General features: G+C 62.4%; 13 protein-coding genes. 6 read left to right on the plus strand and 7 right to left on the minus strand.

The window, feature by feature from the left end; translation table 11 throughout:
* Positions 1–4 precede the first annotated feature (4 nt).
* A complete protein-coding gene (locus tag AC07OO_RS06680) occupies positions 5–613 on the plus strand; it encodes a methyltransferase (protein WP_495081265.1) in 609 nt (202 codons plus the stop codon).
* Here AC07OO_RS06680 and AC07OO_RS06685 read toward each other — a convergent pair.
* A complete protein-coding gene (locus AC07OO_RS06685; protein WP_495081266.1) occupies positions 531–1,787 on the minus strand; it encodes a hypothetical protein in 1,257 nt (418 codons plus the stop codon). The two genes, AC07OO_RS06680 and AC07OO_RS06685, sit on opposite strands and share 83 nt — an antisense overlap.
* Before the next feature lie 117 nt (positions 1,788–1,904).
* Positions 1,905–2,579, minus strand: a complete 675-nt coding sequence (gene alkB / locus AC07OO_RS06690; RefSeq protein WP_495081786.1) for a DNA oxidative demethylase AlkB — start codon at positions 2,577–2,579, stop codon at positions 1,905–1,907.
* Between the two features lie 262 nt (positions 2,580–2,841).
* Here alkB and AC07OO_RS06695 point away from each other — a divergent pair, with 262 nt between their 5' ends.
* From AC07OO_RS06695 to AC07OO_RS06705, 3 genes are all read left to right on the plus strand, one after another.
* A complete protein-coding gene (locus tag AC07OO_RS06695) occupies positions 2,842–4,863 on the plus strand; it encodes a hypothetical protein (RefSeq protein ID WP_495081267.1) in 2,022 nt (673 codons plus the stop codon).
* A gap of 47 nt (positions 4,864–4,910) precedes the next feature.
* Positions 4,911–6,911 carry a hypothetical protein gene (locus AC07OO_RS06700; RefSeq protein ID WP_495081268.1) on the plus strand — a complete coding sequence of 667 codons (2,001 nt, stop codon included), beginning with the start codon at positions 4,911–4,913 and terminating at the stop codon, positions 6,909–6,911.
* A gap of 192 nt (positions 6,912–7,103) precedes the next feature.
* On the plus strand, positions 7,104–8,963 hold the full coding sequence (locus tag AC07OO_RS06705) for a hypothetical protein (protein ID WP_495081269.1): 1,860 nt from the start codon (positions 7,104–7,106) through the stop codon (positions 8,961–8,963).
* 12 nt (positions 8,964–8,975) lie between these two features.
* Here AC07OO_RS06705 and AC07OO_RS06710 read toward each other — a convergent pair whose 3' ends face one another.
* The 5 genes from AC07OO_RS06710 to AC07OO_RS06730 form a co-directional block, all read right to left on the minus strand.
* Positions 8,976–9,659 carry a response regulator gene (locus tag AC07OO_RS06710; protein WP_495081270.1) on the minus strand — a complete coding sequence of 228 codons (684 nt, stop codon included), beginning with the start codon at positions 9,657–9,659 and terminating at the stop codon, positions 8,976–8,978.
* Positions 9,656–11,809, minus strand: coding sequence for a 7TM diverse intracellular signaling domain-containing protein (locus AC07OO_RS06715; RefSeq protein ID WP_495081271.1), 2,154 nt, complete (start codon positions 11,807–11,809; stop codon positions 9,656–9,658). The genes AC07OO_RS06710 and AC07OO_RS06715 overlap by 4 nt, the downstream gene beginning before the upstream one ends.
* 133 nt (positions 11,810–11,942) lie before the next feature.
* Entirely contained in the window at positions 11,943–13,034 is a 1,092-nt protein-coding gene (locus AC07OO_RS06720) for an alkene reductase (RefSeq protein WP_495081272.1), read from the minus strand.
* Between the two features lie 120 nt (positions 13,035–13,154).
* Complete coding sequence (locus tag AC07OO_RS06725; RefSeq protein WP_495081273.1) at positions 13,155–13,997, minus strand: pirin family protein; 843 nt, start codon at positions 13,995–13,997, stop codon at positions 13,155–13,157.
* A complete protein-coding gene (locus tag AC07OO_RS06730) occupies positions 13,994–14,374 on the minus strand; it encodes a DoxX family protein (protein WP_495081274.1) in 381 nt (126 codons plus the stop codon). Before AC07OO_RS06730 ends, AC07OO_RS06725 begins: the two co-directional genes overlap by 4 nt.
* A gap of 99 nt (positions 14,375–14,473) precedes the next feature.
* Here AC07OO_RS06730 and AC07OO_RS06735 point away from each other — a divergent pair, with 99 nt between their 5' ends.
* Positions 14,474–15,412: a LysR family transcriptional regulator gene (locus AC07OO_RS06735; protein WP_495081275.1), complete on the plus strand. Its 939-nt coding sequence runs from the start codon at positions 14,474–14,476 to the stop codon at positions 15,410–15,412.
* A gap of 148 nt (positions 15,413–15,560) precedes the next feature.
* Positions 15,561–15,920: an ArsR/SmtB family transcription factor gene (locus AC07OO_RS06740; protein WP_495081276.1), complete on the plus strand. Its 360-nt coding sequence runs from the start codon at positions 15,561–15,563 to the stop codon at positions 15,918–15,920.
* The last annotated feature ends 1 nt before the right edge of the window (position 15,921 follow it).

The following is a 15,921-nucleotide window of genomic DNA, read 5'->3' on the forward strand; positions in this document are numbered from 1 at the left end:
CTGCGTGCCATCTGCCGACAAGAGTTTGTTTGACGAGGCCTACTACCAGCGCTACTACTTCGACAAGAAGACCAGCGTGGCCGACCCCGAGCATGTGCAACGCCTGGGCGCCTTTGTCTGCAGCTACCTGCAATTCATCCGCGTGCCGGTGCGCCGCGTGCTGGACGTGGGCTGCGGCATAGGCCTGTGGCGCGATGTGGTCAAGCGCCACTACCCGCATGCGCAGTTCCACGGCGTGGAGTACAGCGAATACCTTTGCGGCCGCTTTGGCTGGGAGCGTGGCTCGGTGGTGGACTACACGGCCAGCGCGCCGTATGACCTGGTCATCTGCCAGGGTGTGCTGCCCTACCTGAGCGCGACGGACCTCAAACAGGCCATGCAGAACCTGGCGCGCCTGAGCTGCGGCGCGCTGTATGTGGAGGCCGTGGCGCGCGAAGATTTTGAAGAGGACATCGTCGACGAAACGCTGACCGACCCGCGCCTGTTCAAGCACCGCGCGCAGTTGTACCGCCAGGGCTTGGCGGAAGGCTTTATCGAGCTGGGCGGGGGCGTGTGGCTGAGCCGGAAGGCCGATCTGCCGGTGTTTGCGCTGGAGCGTGCAGCCGAGCGATAAAGCCCCAGCCGCCACCGAGCTCGCTGACAGCCAGCAACAATTCATTGCGGCCCTTCTTCAGCGGCAGGTAGACGGCATCGTTCTCCACATCCATGATGCCCAAAAAGCCGGCCGGGTCGCGGAAGTTCTGCGCGCTGCGGCCGCGGTACAGAATCTGTCCGTTCAGGAACACACTGACGTCGTCGCTATAGCCCAGGTTCAGCTTGCGCACACCGGCGCGGTCAGCGGTGATGGTGGTGCGGGCGTACACCACCTGCATGCCGGGTTGCGGATCCAGGCGCTTGCTCCAATCGTTAGCAAAGCTCACACGCGGGTGCGGCGCCTGGCGGTAGCGGTAGATGGGCACCAGGCCGGGGGCTTCGGCTTGCACGGCCTGCCACTGCATGGCCGCCTGCTCGTTGCTTGACAGTGGTTGCTCCAGATTGCGTGCCAACGCGTCCAAGGATGGGGACAGTTGCCAATCGCTCAGCGTGCCCGCGGGCATGGCAATGGCTTGCCGATGCCACGGCGTGTCGGGCGTGGCACGCACTTCAAAATTCGCAAAGCAGGTGGCTCCCGTCAGTGATGCCAGCGCCACCTGGCCGGTTTGCTGACCACTCTTCAAATCGGGCATCACCAGGGCGGGCTTGGCCATGTCTTTGACAAACAACTTGGCCTGCGCGCCCGTCAACTCCAGCCGCAGGTGGAACCATTCGTTGCGGGGCACGTCCACGGGACCGGTAAAGCCCGGGCCGCTGTAGAGCTGCCAGTTGAGCCCGGTGTTGAGCACCGGCGTGTACTGCATGGCATCGGCCAAGCCGGACTTGTGCTGGCGCAGGTAGACCCATTCGCCATTCGCACCCTCGCCTGCAATGCGGAACTGGATGCCGAAGAAGCCGCGGCTGGCGGGGGTGAACACGTCCACGTCGACCACACCATCGCGCAAGGCCAGGTCTTTGACGGATGCGGCGCCGCCGTCCAGCGCCAGGCAGGGGCGGCCACCGTATTCAGCGGGCTTGGCATTGCCTTCCAATTCCCAACGCGGGGAGTCGGTGGGCAAAGCCAGGGTTGTGCCCGGTGGCAGGGGTGGTAGCGGCGATGGTGGTGTCGCGGCCTGGGCCGCGAGCGTGAACATGCAAGCCACGATGACCAGCGTGGACAAGATCAACAGGTCGGAGCGGTGCAGTTTTTTCATAGGGCCACAGTAGCGGCCGACGCGCGTGGCAGCAAGAGGACCTACGCCGCTGCGTGGATGAACGGCGGTTTTGCGGGTGTGAATGCGGGTAGGGCTGCCCGCGCCACCTCGACCGGGCTACCGGCCAATCTTGCGAAACGTCACGTTCAAGCGTCGACGCCCGACCAGCGCATGCGTGCCATCGGCCACCGGCAACACCCCGTGGAAGCGCAGCCGCGACGGCCCGCCCCACACGACCACATCGCCATGCACCAGCCGGTAGCGCTGCGTGGGGGCGTTGCGCGCAAAGCCTCCGAACAGAAACACCGCAGGCAGCCCCAGCGACAGCGACACGATGGGCGCGCGCAGGTCAGTCTCGTACTTGTCCTGGTGCAGGCCCAGCTTGGCGCCGGGCGCGTAGTGGTTGATCAGGCAAGAGTCAGGCACAAACTGCGGGTAACCGGCCTCGTTGGCGGCGCACAGCGCAAAGTCCATCAGGCATTCCGGCATGGCAGGCCAGGGCTGACCGGTCCGCGGATGCAGGGCCGCGTAGTGACCACCGTCGCCACCCCCATTCGATCCATCCGACACCCAGCCCACCGGCCCGCAGCGCGTGGTGGCCACCGACATCGTTCCGCCCCCCGGCGTCTGCCAGTGCCGCGGTGGTGCCTGGGCCAGGACCGACTCCACGGCCTGCAACAACTCCACATCCCCGTCCAGCGCAAAGCCACGCATCAGCACCGCGCCGGGGGCCAGTTGCTCCCGCAGGTTGTCGGGCTCGGGGGGTGGGTCGTCAAAGAGCTCCAGGGGGATCATGGATTACGCTGGTTATTGCCTGGGGGTGGCAAATTGATACTGTATTTTTACACAGTATTTAGAGCTGCCAGCCCACTCCAAACTCATAATTTCCTCACAATTTCCCCGTACTCTCCCCACGCAAGAAGTGGCCTGCGGGGCAACCCCCTTTGCCTGGGCCTAAGGCGTGCCGGACACATGGCCCCTTTGGGTCGCCGCTTGCCTGCTTGTTGCGGCCATGCCGCCCGCCCAGATCCCATGCTGAATTAAGACGATGAATTTGAACGCGATACCCTTTGCCAGCAATACAAAAAATGCACTGACCACATGCGCGCCGCCACGGTTGCAAGCCCACTTTGTGGCACTACTGGCGCTGGTGCTGAGTCTGTTCAGCCCATTGGCCTATGCAGCGCCCGCAACCGTTGTGTCGATTGCGGCCAGTCAAAACCCGGTTGCCGCGGGCGACACCTTGTCGCTAACGGTGACCTACAGCAAGGCGATGGACACCACGGTCAACCCGGTCTTCTCGTTCCCAACCACAGGTGAAGACGCAAGCCCTTTTCTGTCGGCCACCACCGCCACCTGGATCAACGCCACGACGTTCCGGCAGACCTACCTGGCGCAGAACTATGCGTTGAACACCACTACCGTCGACGTTGCTGTGGACGGGGCAAAGGATACGTTGGGTGTGGCGCAGCAGGCCGGCTTCCAGGCCGACGTCTTCGATGTGCGCCTCTATACCGGCGTTCCACCCACACACGTTCTGGACATACAGGGCACGCTGTTGCCGGACAACGTGCCGGTCACATTCGCGGGTGCCGGCCACGTCATCACAGCGGCAGATGTGGGGAAAACCGTCAAATTTATTGTTCGCTACACCATCCCCACCGACGACAACGGATGCTTCGGCCAGCTCAACTACATGTGCCCCGAGCTGGTCTTCACCAATGCCGGCGGAGTGCCCCGCTCGTTGACCAATGTCACCGCTATTTGGTTGACCCGGTCGCGCTACAGCGTCACCTGGACGATTGCGGATGGCGATGAGCAGTTCGACAGTATCGACATCAAGGTCGCCGGTGGTGTTGGTCGTGCGGACGACCCCAGCAACAAGAACACGGACACCCAACTCACCGCTGTGTTCAGCATTGACACCAAGCACCCAACCGTGACCGCGGTGACCAGCAGCAACGCGGCCATCACGGCCACAAGCCCCGCCAGCGGCTTGATGACACTGACCGTTGCCTTCAGCCATGCCATGGACACGACGAGCACCCCCTCCTTGAGCTTTCCTAACCAGTCACTGGGTTCTGCCCTGACGCCCACCACCGGCTCGTGGACCGATAGCACCCACTACGCGCAGACTTTCCGCGTGAGCGGCGTGGGCATCAACTTCGCCAGCGTGGATGTCAAAGTCAGCGGTGCCCGCAAGGCCACCAGCGGCAATCTGCAGCGCGAAGGCACCATAGCGGGCGTGTTCGGCATCAACCTGCCGGCCGCCGCGCCAACCCTGGCTTCGCTGACGCCCTTGATTCTCAACATCCCCGGCGTGACCATCGTGCCCGGCTCCGTGCTGGATGCCAACTGCTGTGACGACATCTTTGTGCGTGTGCTGTCGAAGGCCCTGAACACTCCGCTCTCGCTGGTCGGCCATAGCACCAGCGGCACCGTGGTGCTGGACGGCTTCCAGGGTGGGCGATTGGCATTCCTGGTCACCGCAATGACCACGGGTGATGTGCGCGACGAGGGCCTTTATGTCGTGGGTGACGGGCGGTACCAGGTTGTCAGCGGTGGAACCGTAGCAACCATCGTTCCCGCCCTGGTGGACATAGGCCAACTCGCAGGTTTGATGCCGCAAGGCAGCACCATCCAGATGGCGGCAAACGGAGTTCTGTCTGCCACTATCGATGGGCTCACGTACGTGGTCCAGCCCGGCGTTGCGGTGCAGCGGCTGGTAAACGCCAACGCCAACGCCAACATTGCCAAGGGCAACGACGGATACTTGCATTTCATGGATGCCGCTGGCAACCGCCAGACTCTGTATCCCGCTTTCCTGGAACCCCAGACTTTGCGCAACTACCTGCGCGCCATTGACGACAAGGCCAGTCTGGCCATACAGCTCGACGGCACCGCGAAGGTCGTTTTGCAGGGCCAGCCCTATGACGTGGTGCCCGACATCACGCTGAGTGCCCTCCCCTCCAATCTCCCCGGCCAGGGCTGGTTGCAAAACGGAACACAGCACTTCCTGTTCCTCAACCAACAGCGCACCAATACCACCCAAGGACTGGGCTTGACCACAAAGTAGCCAGGCCACACCGGTTGGCAAATTCCCTACAAAGAAAATCAATGGAAATGAAATTTACGTCTTTTGCCGCACAAGCGCCGGCCTGGTTGCAACGTCACGTAGTGCGGTTGGCGTTATGTGTGGGTTTGGGCTTGATGGCGCCGTGCGCTTTCGCCGCCGGTGCTGTGGTGCTGTCGATTGCGGCGGACCTCTCCCCGGTAGCAGGTGGTGACACCTTGTCGCTAACCGTGACCTATGACACGGCAATGGACACCACCGTCAACCCCGTGTTCTCGTTCCCCACAGCGGGCGAGGACGCGTCGGCGTACCTGACTGCCACCACGTCTGTGTGGCAGAACAACACAACGTTCACACAAAGCTACACCGCGCAAAGCACTCCCTCAAATCAGGTCAATGTGGATGTCGCGGTTAACGGCGCCAAGGATACGCTGGGCGTGGCGCAGCAGGCTGGATTTCAGGCCAATGTGTTCGAATTCTTGTACATCCCGCCACCGCACGTCATAGACATGAAAGGCTCGATTACGGATGGAGATCCCACCCTGTTGGGCCCGACCGGTGTGGGCCGCACCATCACCGCCGCCGATGTTGGAAAAACGGTGGAATTTATCATCCGGTATGACATTCCCACCGACTACGGCGGATGCGGCGCCAATGTCGTGCACAACAGTCTGTGCACCAATATCACGTTCACCAACACCGGCGGCACGCCGCTTTCGCTGACCAATGTTGTCTCTGAGTGGCTGACCCGCAATCGCTACAAGGTGACCTGGACCGTTGCCGACGGTGATGAACAATTCGACAGCATCAATGTGATCATCGCCGGTGGCTTGGGTCGGAAAGACGACAACAACAACAAGAACACGGACTACCAAATCACTGGTGTGTTCAGCATAGACACCAAGCACCCCACCGTGACCGGTATCACGACCGGTACAGCGGCCATCACCAGCACCACGCCAGCCAACGGCCTGATCACGCTGACCGTAGCCTTCAGCCATGCAATGGACACGACAAGCACTCCGACACTCAGCTTCCCCAACCAAGCCATAGGCTCGGCGTTGACACCGACCACCGGCGCCTGGACCGACAGCACCCACTACGCGCAGACCTTCAGGGTCAGCGGCGTGGGCATCACTTTTTCCAGCGTGGATGTGAAGGTCAGCGGCGCGCGCAAGGCCACCAGTGGCAATCTGCAGCGCGAAGGCACGATAGCGGGCGTGTTCGGCATCAATCTGCCAGCCGCCGCACCAACCCTGGCATCGCTGACCCCTTTGATTCTCAACATCCCAGGCGTGACCATCGTGCCCGGCTCCGTGCTGGATGCCAACTGCTGTGGCGACATCTTTGTGCGTGTGCTGTCGCGTGCCCTGAACACTCCGCTCTCGCTGGTCGGCCATAGCACCAGCGGCACCGTGGTGCTGGACGGCTTCCAGGGTGGACGATTGGCGTTCCTGGTCACCGCCGTGGCTACGGGTGATGTGCGCGACGAAGGGGTGTACGCCGTGGGCGACGGCCAGTACCAGGTCGTCAGCGGTGGCGTGGCGGCCACCATCGTCCCCGCGGTGGTGGACATCGGCCAACTGGCTAGCCTGCTGCCACAAGGCAGCACGATCCAGATGGCCACGAACGGTGTTCTGACTGCCACCATCGACGGGCTCACCTATGTGGTCCAACCCGGCGTTGCGGTGCAACGGCTGGTGAACTCTGAGGGCAAGCCCAGCATCGCCAAAGGCAATGACGGTTACCTACGTTTCATGGACACCGCCGGCAACAGCCAGATTCTGTACCCCGCCTTCCTGGAACCCCAGACCCTGCGCAACTACCTGCGCACCATCGATCGCGCGGCTACCCTCGCCATACAACTCGATGGCACAGGAAAGGCCGTATTGCAGGGCCGGGGCTATGACTTGGTGCCCGACATCACGCTGAGTGGGCTGCCTTCTAATCTGCCAAGCCAGGGTTGGCTGCAGGAAGCCGCCCAGCACTACCTGTTTCTCAATCAACAACGCGTCAATACCACCCAAGGACTTGGTCTGACAACGAAGTAACCGGGCTTTGCTGCCCACGCAACACTCTGACCAAGTTGCATCACGGAACTGAAAATGACGCCTATTACCGCATATCCGCCGGCTCGGCCGCACGGTCACATAACGCGACTGCTACTGTCTTTGAGCCTATGCCTCATTGCTCCATGGGCTATAGCAGCGCCGGCGACGGTGTTGTCCGTGGTCCCGGACCACATGTCAGTGCAAGCGGGTGAAGCCTTCTATCTGACAGTGACCTATGACACCGCGATGGACACTTCCATCAACCCGGCGATCTCGTTCCCAACCTCCGGCGAAAACGCCGCGCCCTTTCTGAGCGCGAGCACGGCTAGCTGGCTCAATGCCAGCACCTTCAGGCAAACCTACCAGGCGCAATATGTTTCACTGAGTCTGACCACAGTGGACGTGGCGATTGACGGCGCGAAAGATACCCTCGGCGTTGCGCAGCAGGCTGGCTTTCAGGCTGATGTGTTTGATGTCGCGATGTACATCCCGGCACCACAGGTTGTCGACATGATCGGCTTTGTTCAGCCAGATGGCATCCTCGTGACCCCGGCTGGCGGCGGCCACGTCATCACCGCTGCGGATGTCGGAAAGACCGTGGAGTTTTCCGTCCGCTATACCATCGCCACCGACTACGGCGGTTGCGGTACCGCCGTTCATAACTACCTGTGCCCGAATCTTGTTTTCACCAACACCGGCGGCACACCGCTGTCACTGACCAATGTGTCCACGCAATGGCTTTCTCGTACCCTGTACAAGGTGAAGTGGACCATTGCCGATGGTGATGAACAGTTGGACAACATTGCTATCAAGATCGCAGGCGGCGTGGGCCGCAGGGACGATTCGAACATCAAGAGTACCGACTTCGCTCTCTCCAGCTTGTTCAGCATAGACACCAAGCACCCCACTGTGACTGGCGTCACGACCGGAACCACCGCCATCACCAGCAGTACGCCTGCCAGCGGCCTGGTGACACTGACCGTGGCTTTCAGCCATGCAATGGACACCACGAGCACACCAACGCTGAGTTTTCCTAACCAGGCCATAGGCTCAGCACTGACGCCGACCACGGGCGCCTGGACGGACAGCACCCACTACGCTCAGACTTTTCGCGTCAGCGGCACGGGCGTCAGTTTCGCGAGCGTTGACGTGAAGGTCAGCGGTGGGCGCAAGGCCACCAGCGGCAACCTGCAGCGCGAAGGCACGGTCGCCGGGGGGTTCGGCATCAATCTGCCAGCCGCCGCACCAACCCTGGCATCGCTGACCCCTTTGATTCTCAACATCCCAGGCGTGACCATCGTGCCCGGCTCCGTGCTGGATGCCAACTGCTGTGGCGACATCTTTGTGCGCGTGCTGTCGAAGGCCCTCAACACGCCCCTCACGCTGGTCGGTCATAGCACCAGCGGCACCGTGGTGCTGGATGGTTACCAAGGAGGGCGTTTGGCCTTTTTGGTCACCACAGTGGCTACCGGTGATGTACGCGATGAAGGCGTCTATGCAGTGGGTGACGGCCAGTACCAGGTCGTCAGCGGCGGCTTTGCAGCCACCATCGTCCCCGCGTTGGTAGACATAGGCCAACTTGCAAGCCTACTGTCGCAAGGCAGCGGTAGCGCCATCCAGATGGCGGCGAACGGCGTTTTGTACGCAACCATCGATGGGCTCACCTATGTGGTCCAGCCCGGCGTTGCGGTGCAACGGCTGGTGAATGCAGCAGGCAAGCCTGGCATCGCCAAAGGTAGCGATGGCTACCTGCGCTTCATGGACAGCGCCGGAAACAGCCAGATTCTGTACCCCGCCTTTCTGGAGCCGCAAACCCTGCGCAACTACCTGCGCGCCATCGACGCGGCAGCCACACTGGCCATTCAGTTGGATGGCACTGGCAAGGCGGTGCTGCAGGGCCAAGCCTATAACCTCGTGCCCGACCGCACACTCAGTGGACTGCCGTCCAACCTGTCGGGCCAAGGATGGCTGCAGGATTCTGCGCGGCACTTCATGTTCCTCAACCAGTTGCGCGGCAACACCACCCAGGGGCTGGGTGTGGTCACCCAATGAAATAAGCTGCCGCTACTCCTCAAAGTAGTAGCCGACGCCATACATCGCATGAATGAACTCTTTGTCCGCCACAAGCTGTTTCAATTTGCGCCGCAGATTTTTGATATGGGTGTCAATGGCGCGATCCCCGATGTCACGGAACTCGTCATGGAGGATATTGAGCAAGGCTTCGCGGGTGAATACACGGCGTGGCTGGGAGGCCATGGTCCGCAGCAGGCGCTCTTCAACCTTGGTCAAAGGAATGATTTCTCCACCCCAACGGATACGCTCGCCCGCCTCACCGAAGGCAAACCCGGTGGAGGGGACGGCGCCTGAAAGACTGGCATTGGCCCGGCGCACCAAGCCCCGTACCCGGGCCACAATCTCACGCGGACTGAAGGGCTTGCAGACATAGTCGTCCGCCCCCGAGTCGAGTCCGACCAGCCGGTCCTCTTCATCGGATTTGGCCGTCAGCATCAGGATCGGAAGCTGAGAGAACTGCCGCACGGCTTGGCATACCGCAATGCCATCCATGCCCGGCAGCATGATGTCGAGGATCAGCACCGCGGGCATGCTTTGGCGAACCGCATGGAGCGCATCATCCCCATCGGCCACTCGGTGGGTGTCGAAGCCTGCCTGTTGCAAGTAGTCGACCAGCACCGCGGCGATTTGGTCGTCATCTTCAGCGATCAATACCTGGGGCTTTGGGTGTGTCATGCTGCCTCGCGCTCAAAAGGCAGGTCCACGCGGACCCGTACGCCGCCCAGGCGAGACGGCTGAACGTCGATCTGGGCGTGGTGGGCGTCTACTATCACCTTGGAAATTTTCAAGCCCAAGCCACTGCCACCTGTGCGACGGCTGCGCGCTGCATCGGCACGGTAAAGCGGCTCGAACAAATGCGCAACATCATGCGGCGTCAGACCGGGGGCACTGTCCTCGACTTCGAGCCGTAAATGACCGTCCAACGCGGTCACGGTAACGCAGATCTCTCCGGGTGCGTCGGTATAGCTGATGCTGTTGTCTATCAGATTGATCACCAACTGGTTGATGCGCCCGTAATCCCACATGCCGGTGCGCATCGGTGTGTCCATACTCAGGGACAAACGCAATCCTTTCTTTTGTGCCTTCGCTTCGAAATGGGGCATCAAGTCCGACAGCAGTAAGGGAAAGTCCACGGCGGCAAATTTGCAGGCCATGGGTCGCACATAACTCATCGCCAATTCGTGCAAATCGTCCACCAGGCGCGCCAATCGCAATGCGGTTCTGTGCAGTGATTCGACCTGGTCCTGATCCAGCTCCCGTATGCCGTCTTGTATGGCTTCGATATCGGCAATGAGCGCCGACAGGGGCGTGCGCAGTTCGTGGCTGATCTCCGCGATCCAGCGGCGCCTTGCACCATCGAGTTTCGCCAGCGACTCGGACATCGTATTCACGCTGGTCGCCAGTTGGTCCATGTCGGCGTCTTCCGCATGGGGCAGGCGTGCGGAGAATTCGCCGCTGGCCACCCGTTTGGTAACGGCCTGGACCTCTGTCACAAATGCCGCTCGCCGGTCCATCTCGTCCAGCCGCTTGCTGCGCTCCAGCACTTCTGCTTCGAGGTAGCTGTTGCGCTCCGCCAGGGCCAGTTCATGGGCACGCTCCAGTTGCTTCTGCTTGTCTTGCAAGAGTCGCACCCGGTCATGCTGGGCCACGGCCAACAAGATCAGCTCTGCAAAGTACACCGCCTGGTAGTTCATGAATCCGTCATAGGCATAGATTCCCAAACGAACACCGACGATACCGATCAGCACGGGCACTGTGCTGAAAAGCTGTGCCACCAAATACCAGCGCGCATAAACCATGCCCTGGCGCATGGCCCGCCACCCGGCGAATGCGGTGATGACCGACATACTGGCCAATAACAGGGTGAGCTGCGTGACCAGCGTGTAAACACCCAGCAAGCGCAGAAGAATCGCGATGACAGCCGCCCACGCCATGCCCTGCAATACCCGATCCAGCCGCGGCTGGTGTGCGCGGGTCTGCAAGAACTCGCGGGCAAACAGCGACGAAAAGATGGACTGCAGCAGTGCGCAAACATGCAGCATGCTGTTCCAAAGATCTGGAGCGTCGAAGTGGAAGAAATGGGGCAAGTGCCCGTTGAAACTGGCCCATGACGCCAGAGTGGCCAGCGCATACAAAGCGTAGATGAAAAGCCGGCGATCACGCGCGATGGCCACCCCCACCAGGGACGAAAACAGCAGTGCCAGCGGCACGCCATACAAAATGCCCAGGAGGCGCTCGTCCCTTTCGGTATTGGCTACGAAGCTGGCAAGTGTTTCGAGCCGAAACGACAACTGGACATCGGCCGCGTAGGCATTGCTGATGCGTACGACCACTTGTGCCGTTTCACCAGGCGCGGAGAGAAATTGGAAGCTGGGCAGCCGCAACGGCATTTGCCGCTGTGAGAGGGTGGTGCGGTCCCCCGCGATGCTGTGGCTTTTCACCGCACCGTCCACCAGTATCCAGGTCTCCACAAAGTCGGTAAGACTCAAGCGGTGCTGCAGCACCCAGTCAACCGGCATCGCGCTGGTATTGGTCACGTTGAAGCGCAGCCAATACGTGGAGGCCGTGAACCCTTTGCCAAAATTACTGCGCTGCAGGGTGGTGAAGCGCTCCGCGGGCAGTGCACGGACCTGGGCCAGCGTAAGCGCCCCTGTAGAGTCCTCGACGTATTCCATGTTGCCGTGCATGGAGGCCAGCGGAAGGCTGGCCGGCACGGAAACCACAGGCGTCGCGTCGGCAGTGGAGATCAGCAGCCAGCTGGCCAGCCACAGCAGGCTGGTGACCCAGAACACGCGCGCCAGAGCCTTAGGCGCGCATGCCTTCACTAGCATTTCCTCGATTGGCCCCCGCATCCACGGACAGAAAATTCAGCTGCATGCGGGCAAGTATGGCATGCCTTGTTGGGCGTCCTCGGCCCCCTCCCGCGGGAAGGGGCGGCGCGCCATACGTGACAGGATGCTAGGCGGCAGCCAACGCGTAGTCCGTATAACCCTTGGCGCCGGGCGTGAACAGGGTGGTCATGTCGGGCGCGTTCAGTGCCAGGCCCTTTTGCAGGCGTTGCACCAGATCCGGGTTGGCCAGGAAAGCGCGGCCGATACCGACCAGGTCCACCAGTCCATCGTTCACCGCATGCTGGCCCGAAGCTTGGTCAAAGCTGCCACCGATGAAGAAGGTGCGGGGCCAGGCCTTGCGCAGCGCCTGCTTGAAAGCGAGCGGCACGACCGGGGCGCCCATGGCGGCGTGGTCGGCGATGTGCACATAGACCAGACCCGCGTCGGCCAACTGGGCCAGCAGCTTGAAGTAGGTTTCTTCGACCTCGGGGTAGGCGGCCATGCCGGAGTTGGTGCCGTAGGGCGACAGGCGGATGCCGACCTTGTCACCACCGATGGCGGCTGCGGTTTCGCGGGCCACGTCCACCACAAACTGGATGCGCTTTTCCACACTGCCACCCCAGGCGTCGGTGCGCTGGTTGGTCGTGGGGCTCAGGAATTGTTCCAGCAGGTAGCCGTTGGCCGCGTGCAGTTCGACACCGTCAAAACCGGCGGCGATGGCGTTCTTGGCGGCCGACACAAATTCGGCCTTGGCCTGGGCGATGTCGGCCTCGGTCATTTCGTGCGGCACGGGGTAGTCTTGCGGGCCGGCGGCGTCGGTGTACATCTGGCCGGCCAGTGCCACGGCGCTGGGCGCGACGATTTTTGTGCCGGCTGCCATGTTGGCGGCGTGGCTGACGCGACCGGTGTGCATCAACTGCGCAAAAATCTTGCCGCCCTTGGCATGCACGGTGTTGGTGACCGGCTTCCAGGCTTGGACCTGTTCATCGCTCCACAGGCCGGGGATGCGGGCATAGCCCTTGCCGTTGGCCGAGGGCGCAATGCCTTCGGTCACGATCAGGCCGGCCGTGGCGCGCTGGCCGTAGTACTCGGCCATCAGCGGCTGCGGGGTGCCGGTGGCGTCGGCGCGGCTGCGTGTCATGGGGTTCATCACAAAGCGATTGGCCAGCGTGGTGTTGCCCAGGCGGTAGGGTTCGAAGAGATTGGTAGCAGTGGTCAAGGGAAGCTCCAGGTTACGGGGTTAGGAAAGAACACGTTGCGCTGCGGTGCAGGATTGCAAGTGCAGCGCGGCGCGCTCATCGATTGAAAAAAACTCTCGGCGCCATAGCCATGGCAATCGTCACAGTCGGCCCTGCTGGCGCAGTGCGTGGGCGCGCTGGCGGATGCCCAGCTGGCCCTTTTGCAGCGCGTCGGCACTGGTGTGCACCGAATACGACCCCATGAACAAATCATGCGGGTGCTGCACGCCGGAGCCCAGCACAAAGGCCGTATCCGTCTGCGCTTCAAATGTGACAGCACTGTCGGACTCATCAAACGCAATCAGGTCGCCGGTGGTTAGCGTGGTGGGTGCGCTCAACGCGCCCTCACCCACCGCCACCCAGGCCACGGTGTGGCCCGCCGGCGGCTCGAAGCGCCAGGTCTCACCGGCCTTCAGGTGCACGCCCAGATACGTGATGTCGGACGGCGCAGGGATGGGGCTGTCTTGCCCGCCATAACTGCCCAGTAGCACGCGCGCGGCGCCGACCTGCGGCACACTTTCCGGCCCCAGGTAGATGCTGTGGGCCGTGGCCAGCTCCAGCTCCGGCGGCATGGCCACCCACAGCTGGAAGCCCAGCACGCGCTCGGTGTTGATGGGTGTGCCGGTGTGCCAGACGCCGCCACCGGCCATCATCCACTCCACGCCGCCGGTGGGCAAGGTGCCGCGTGCGCCGTGTTCGCCCGTGGTGTCCTCGTACCCGGTCTGGCCGCTGATCAGGTAGGTCAGCGTGGCGATGCCCGAGTGCGGGTGCATGCCAAATGCAGGCGGCTGGCCGCCGGCCGGGGCTTCGAACCGGTCCAGAAAGATGAAGGGCTTCAAGACCTGGCCCAGGTCCGACGGGCTGACCAGTCGGGTGATGGGGCCGTGGGTGCTGCCGCGGGTGCGCTGGACGATGCTGCGGTGCAAAGGGGTACGGGCGTTCATGCAAAACTCCTGGTCGGTTGCGGGATGGTGGGGCGCAGGGCGTAGACCACGACGGCACACAGGGCACCCAACACCATGGCGGGTACGGGCGAGCCGCCGGTCAAAAACAGGTGTGAGGCCACGGCCCCCACCATGGTGCCGCCCAGCCACAGGCCGCCCAAGAAGCCGGTGCGCGGTACCAGCAACAGCACCACGCCGATCCACTCCACGGTGCCCGTCAGGTAGCGGAACCACTGGCCAAAGCCAATGGCCTCGAAGTTGGCCACCATCATCGGCACGCCCGCCAGCTTGGCGGTGCCGGCCGCGGCAAAGGCCAGTGCCAACAGGATGCGGATGCCCCAGACGGTGCGGTTTTTTGCGGTGGTGGACAGTGCCATGGTGAGCTCCTTAGGTGGTGAATCAAATGATGGCATTAGCGTAAGGTCGCAGGCATTACTTGACTAGATGCCACAATCGGGATTCACTATCCCACTTTTGTGAGTAATGCCGTGTTGGACCTGAACCAGATGTCCCTTTTTGTGCAGGTGGTGCAGGCCGGCAGCTTTGCCGAGGCCTCGCGCCGGCTGGCCATGCCGCCCACCACGCTGAGCCGTCAGGTGGCGCAGTTGGAAGACGCGCTGCAGGCCCGGCTGCTACAGCGCACGACCCGCAAGCTGACGCTGACCGACGCCGGCCGCACGCTGTTTGACCAGTGTGCCGGGCAAATTGACGCGCTGCGCGACGCCGCCTGCCAGCTGGCCGGCGAGAGCCAGACGCCCAAGGGCACGGTGCGCGTGGCGGCACCGGCGGGGTTTCTGGAGTTCTTCGAGATGGAATGGATCGCCGAGTTTCTGGACCTGTACCCCGGCGTGCAGCTGGAGTTTGTGCTGGCCGATGCCATGGCGGACTTCATTGGCGAGGGCATTGACGTGGCTTTCCGCGGCAGCCGCGAGCTGCCCGACTCCAGCCTGGTGGCCCGCAAGGTGGCCAGCGGCTACCTGGCCCTGGCCGCCAGCCCGGCCTACCTGGCAGCGCATGGCACACCGCGCAATGTGGAAGACCTGGCGGCACACGATTGCATACGCGCCATCGGCCCAGGCGCGCCCACCACCTGGCGGCTGAACGGGCCGGACCGCAGCACCGAGATCACGGTGACCGGGCGCTTCAGCGCCAATTCGGGCCCGGCGCAGAAAAAGGCGGCCATCGGCGGCCTGGGCATCTGCCTGCTGCCCATTGGCTCGCTGCAACCCAGCTTCCGATCCGGCGAACTGGTGGAGGTGTTGCCGGGCATTGCCAGCAGCGTGGGCAACCTCTACGTGGTTTACCCCAGCCGCCGCTACGTGCCGCCCGCCGTGACGGCCTTTGTGGAGATGACGGTGCAACGTCTGGCGCCGCTGATACAGCCGCCATTTGCGGATACACCGCCAGTCGGCTGAAAATGCTATCAAACTAGTAGCAACTTATGCCCTTCCGACGAGGGCTACAGCCTGATTTGGCAAGCAAACAAGCTTGGAATCGTCGCTGGAGCCCAATTAATCAACCATATGGTTGACAATTGCAGATTACAACCCTACCATCAACCACATGGTTAACAATGAATCGTTGTCGCTGGATCTGGTCTTTCGTGCGCTCGCCAGCGGCCCACGTCGCGACATCCTGCGGTACACCGCGGCGCAGCCCTGCACGGTGACCCAGTTGTCCGCGTATTTCGACATGAGCCTGGCCGCAGTGTCCAAACACGTCGGCGTGTTGGCCAAGGCCGGGCTGATTTCGCTGTCGCGCGAAGGCCGCTTGCAGTGGTGCAGGCTCAAGCCCGAAGCCCTGACGCCCGCCCGCACATCCATAGCCGCGCTCTACGCCTTCTGGGACGCGCGGCTGGACGCACTGGAAGCCGTTCTCACCGAAGACGCTCCAGCGCAACCGCCCTCGCCCAGTGAAACCTGAC

This window comes from Rhodoferax sp. GW821-FHT07G04 (genome assembly GCF_059418585.1).

Excerpts from the sequence above, each read along its gene's own strand:
- AC07OO_RS06740 (WP_495081276.1), top strand. The coding sequence starts at position 15,561 with ATGGTTAACAATGAATCGTTGTCGCTGGATCTGGTCTTTCGTGCGCTC.
- AC07OO_RS06705 (WP_495081269.1), top strand. The coding sequence starts at position 7,104 with ATGTCAGTGCAAGCGGGTGAAGCCTTCTATCTGACAGTGACCTATGAC.
- AC07OO_RS06730 (WP_495081274.1), bottom strand. The coding sequence starts at position 14,374 with ATGGCACTGTCCACCACCGCAAAAAACCGCACCGTCTGGGGCATCCGC.
- AC07OO_RS06710 (WP_495081270.1), bottom strand. The coding sequence starts at position 9,659 with ATGACACACCCAAAGCCCCAGGTATTGATCGCTGAAGATGACGACCAA.
- AC07OO_RS06725 (WP_495081273.1), bottom strand. The coding sequence starts at position 13,997 with ATGAACGCCCGTACCCCTTTGCACCGCAGCATCGTCCAGCGCACCCGC.
- AC07OO_RS06700 (WP_495081268.1), top strand. The coding sequence starts at position 4,911 with ATGAAATTTACGTCTTTTGCCGCACAAGCGCCGGCCTGGTTGCAACGT.
- AC07OO_RS06685 (WP_495081266.1), bottom strand. The coding sequence starts at position 1,787 with ATGAAAAAACTGCACCGCTCCGACCTGTTGATCTTGTCCACGCTGGTC.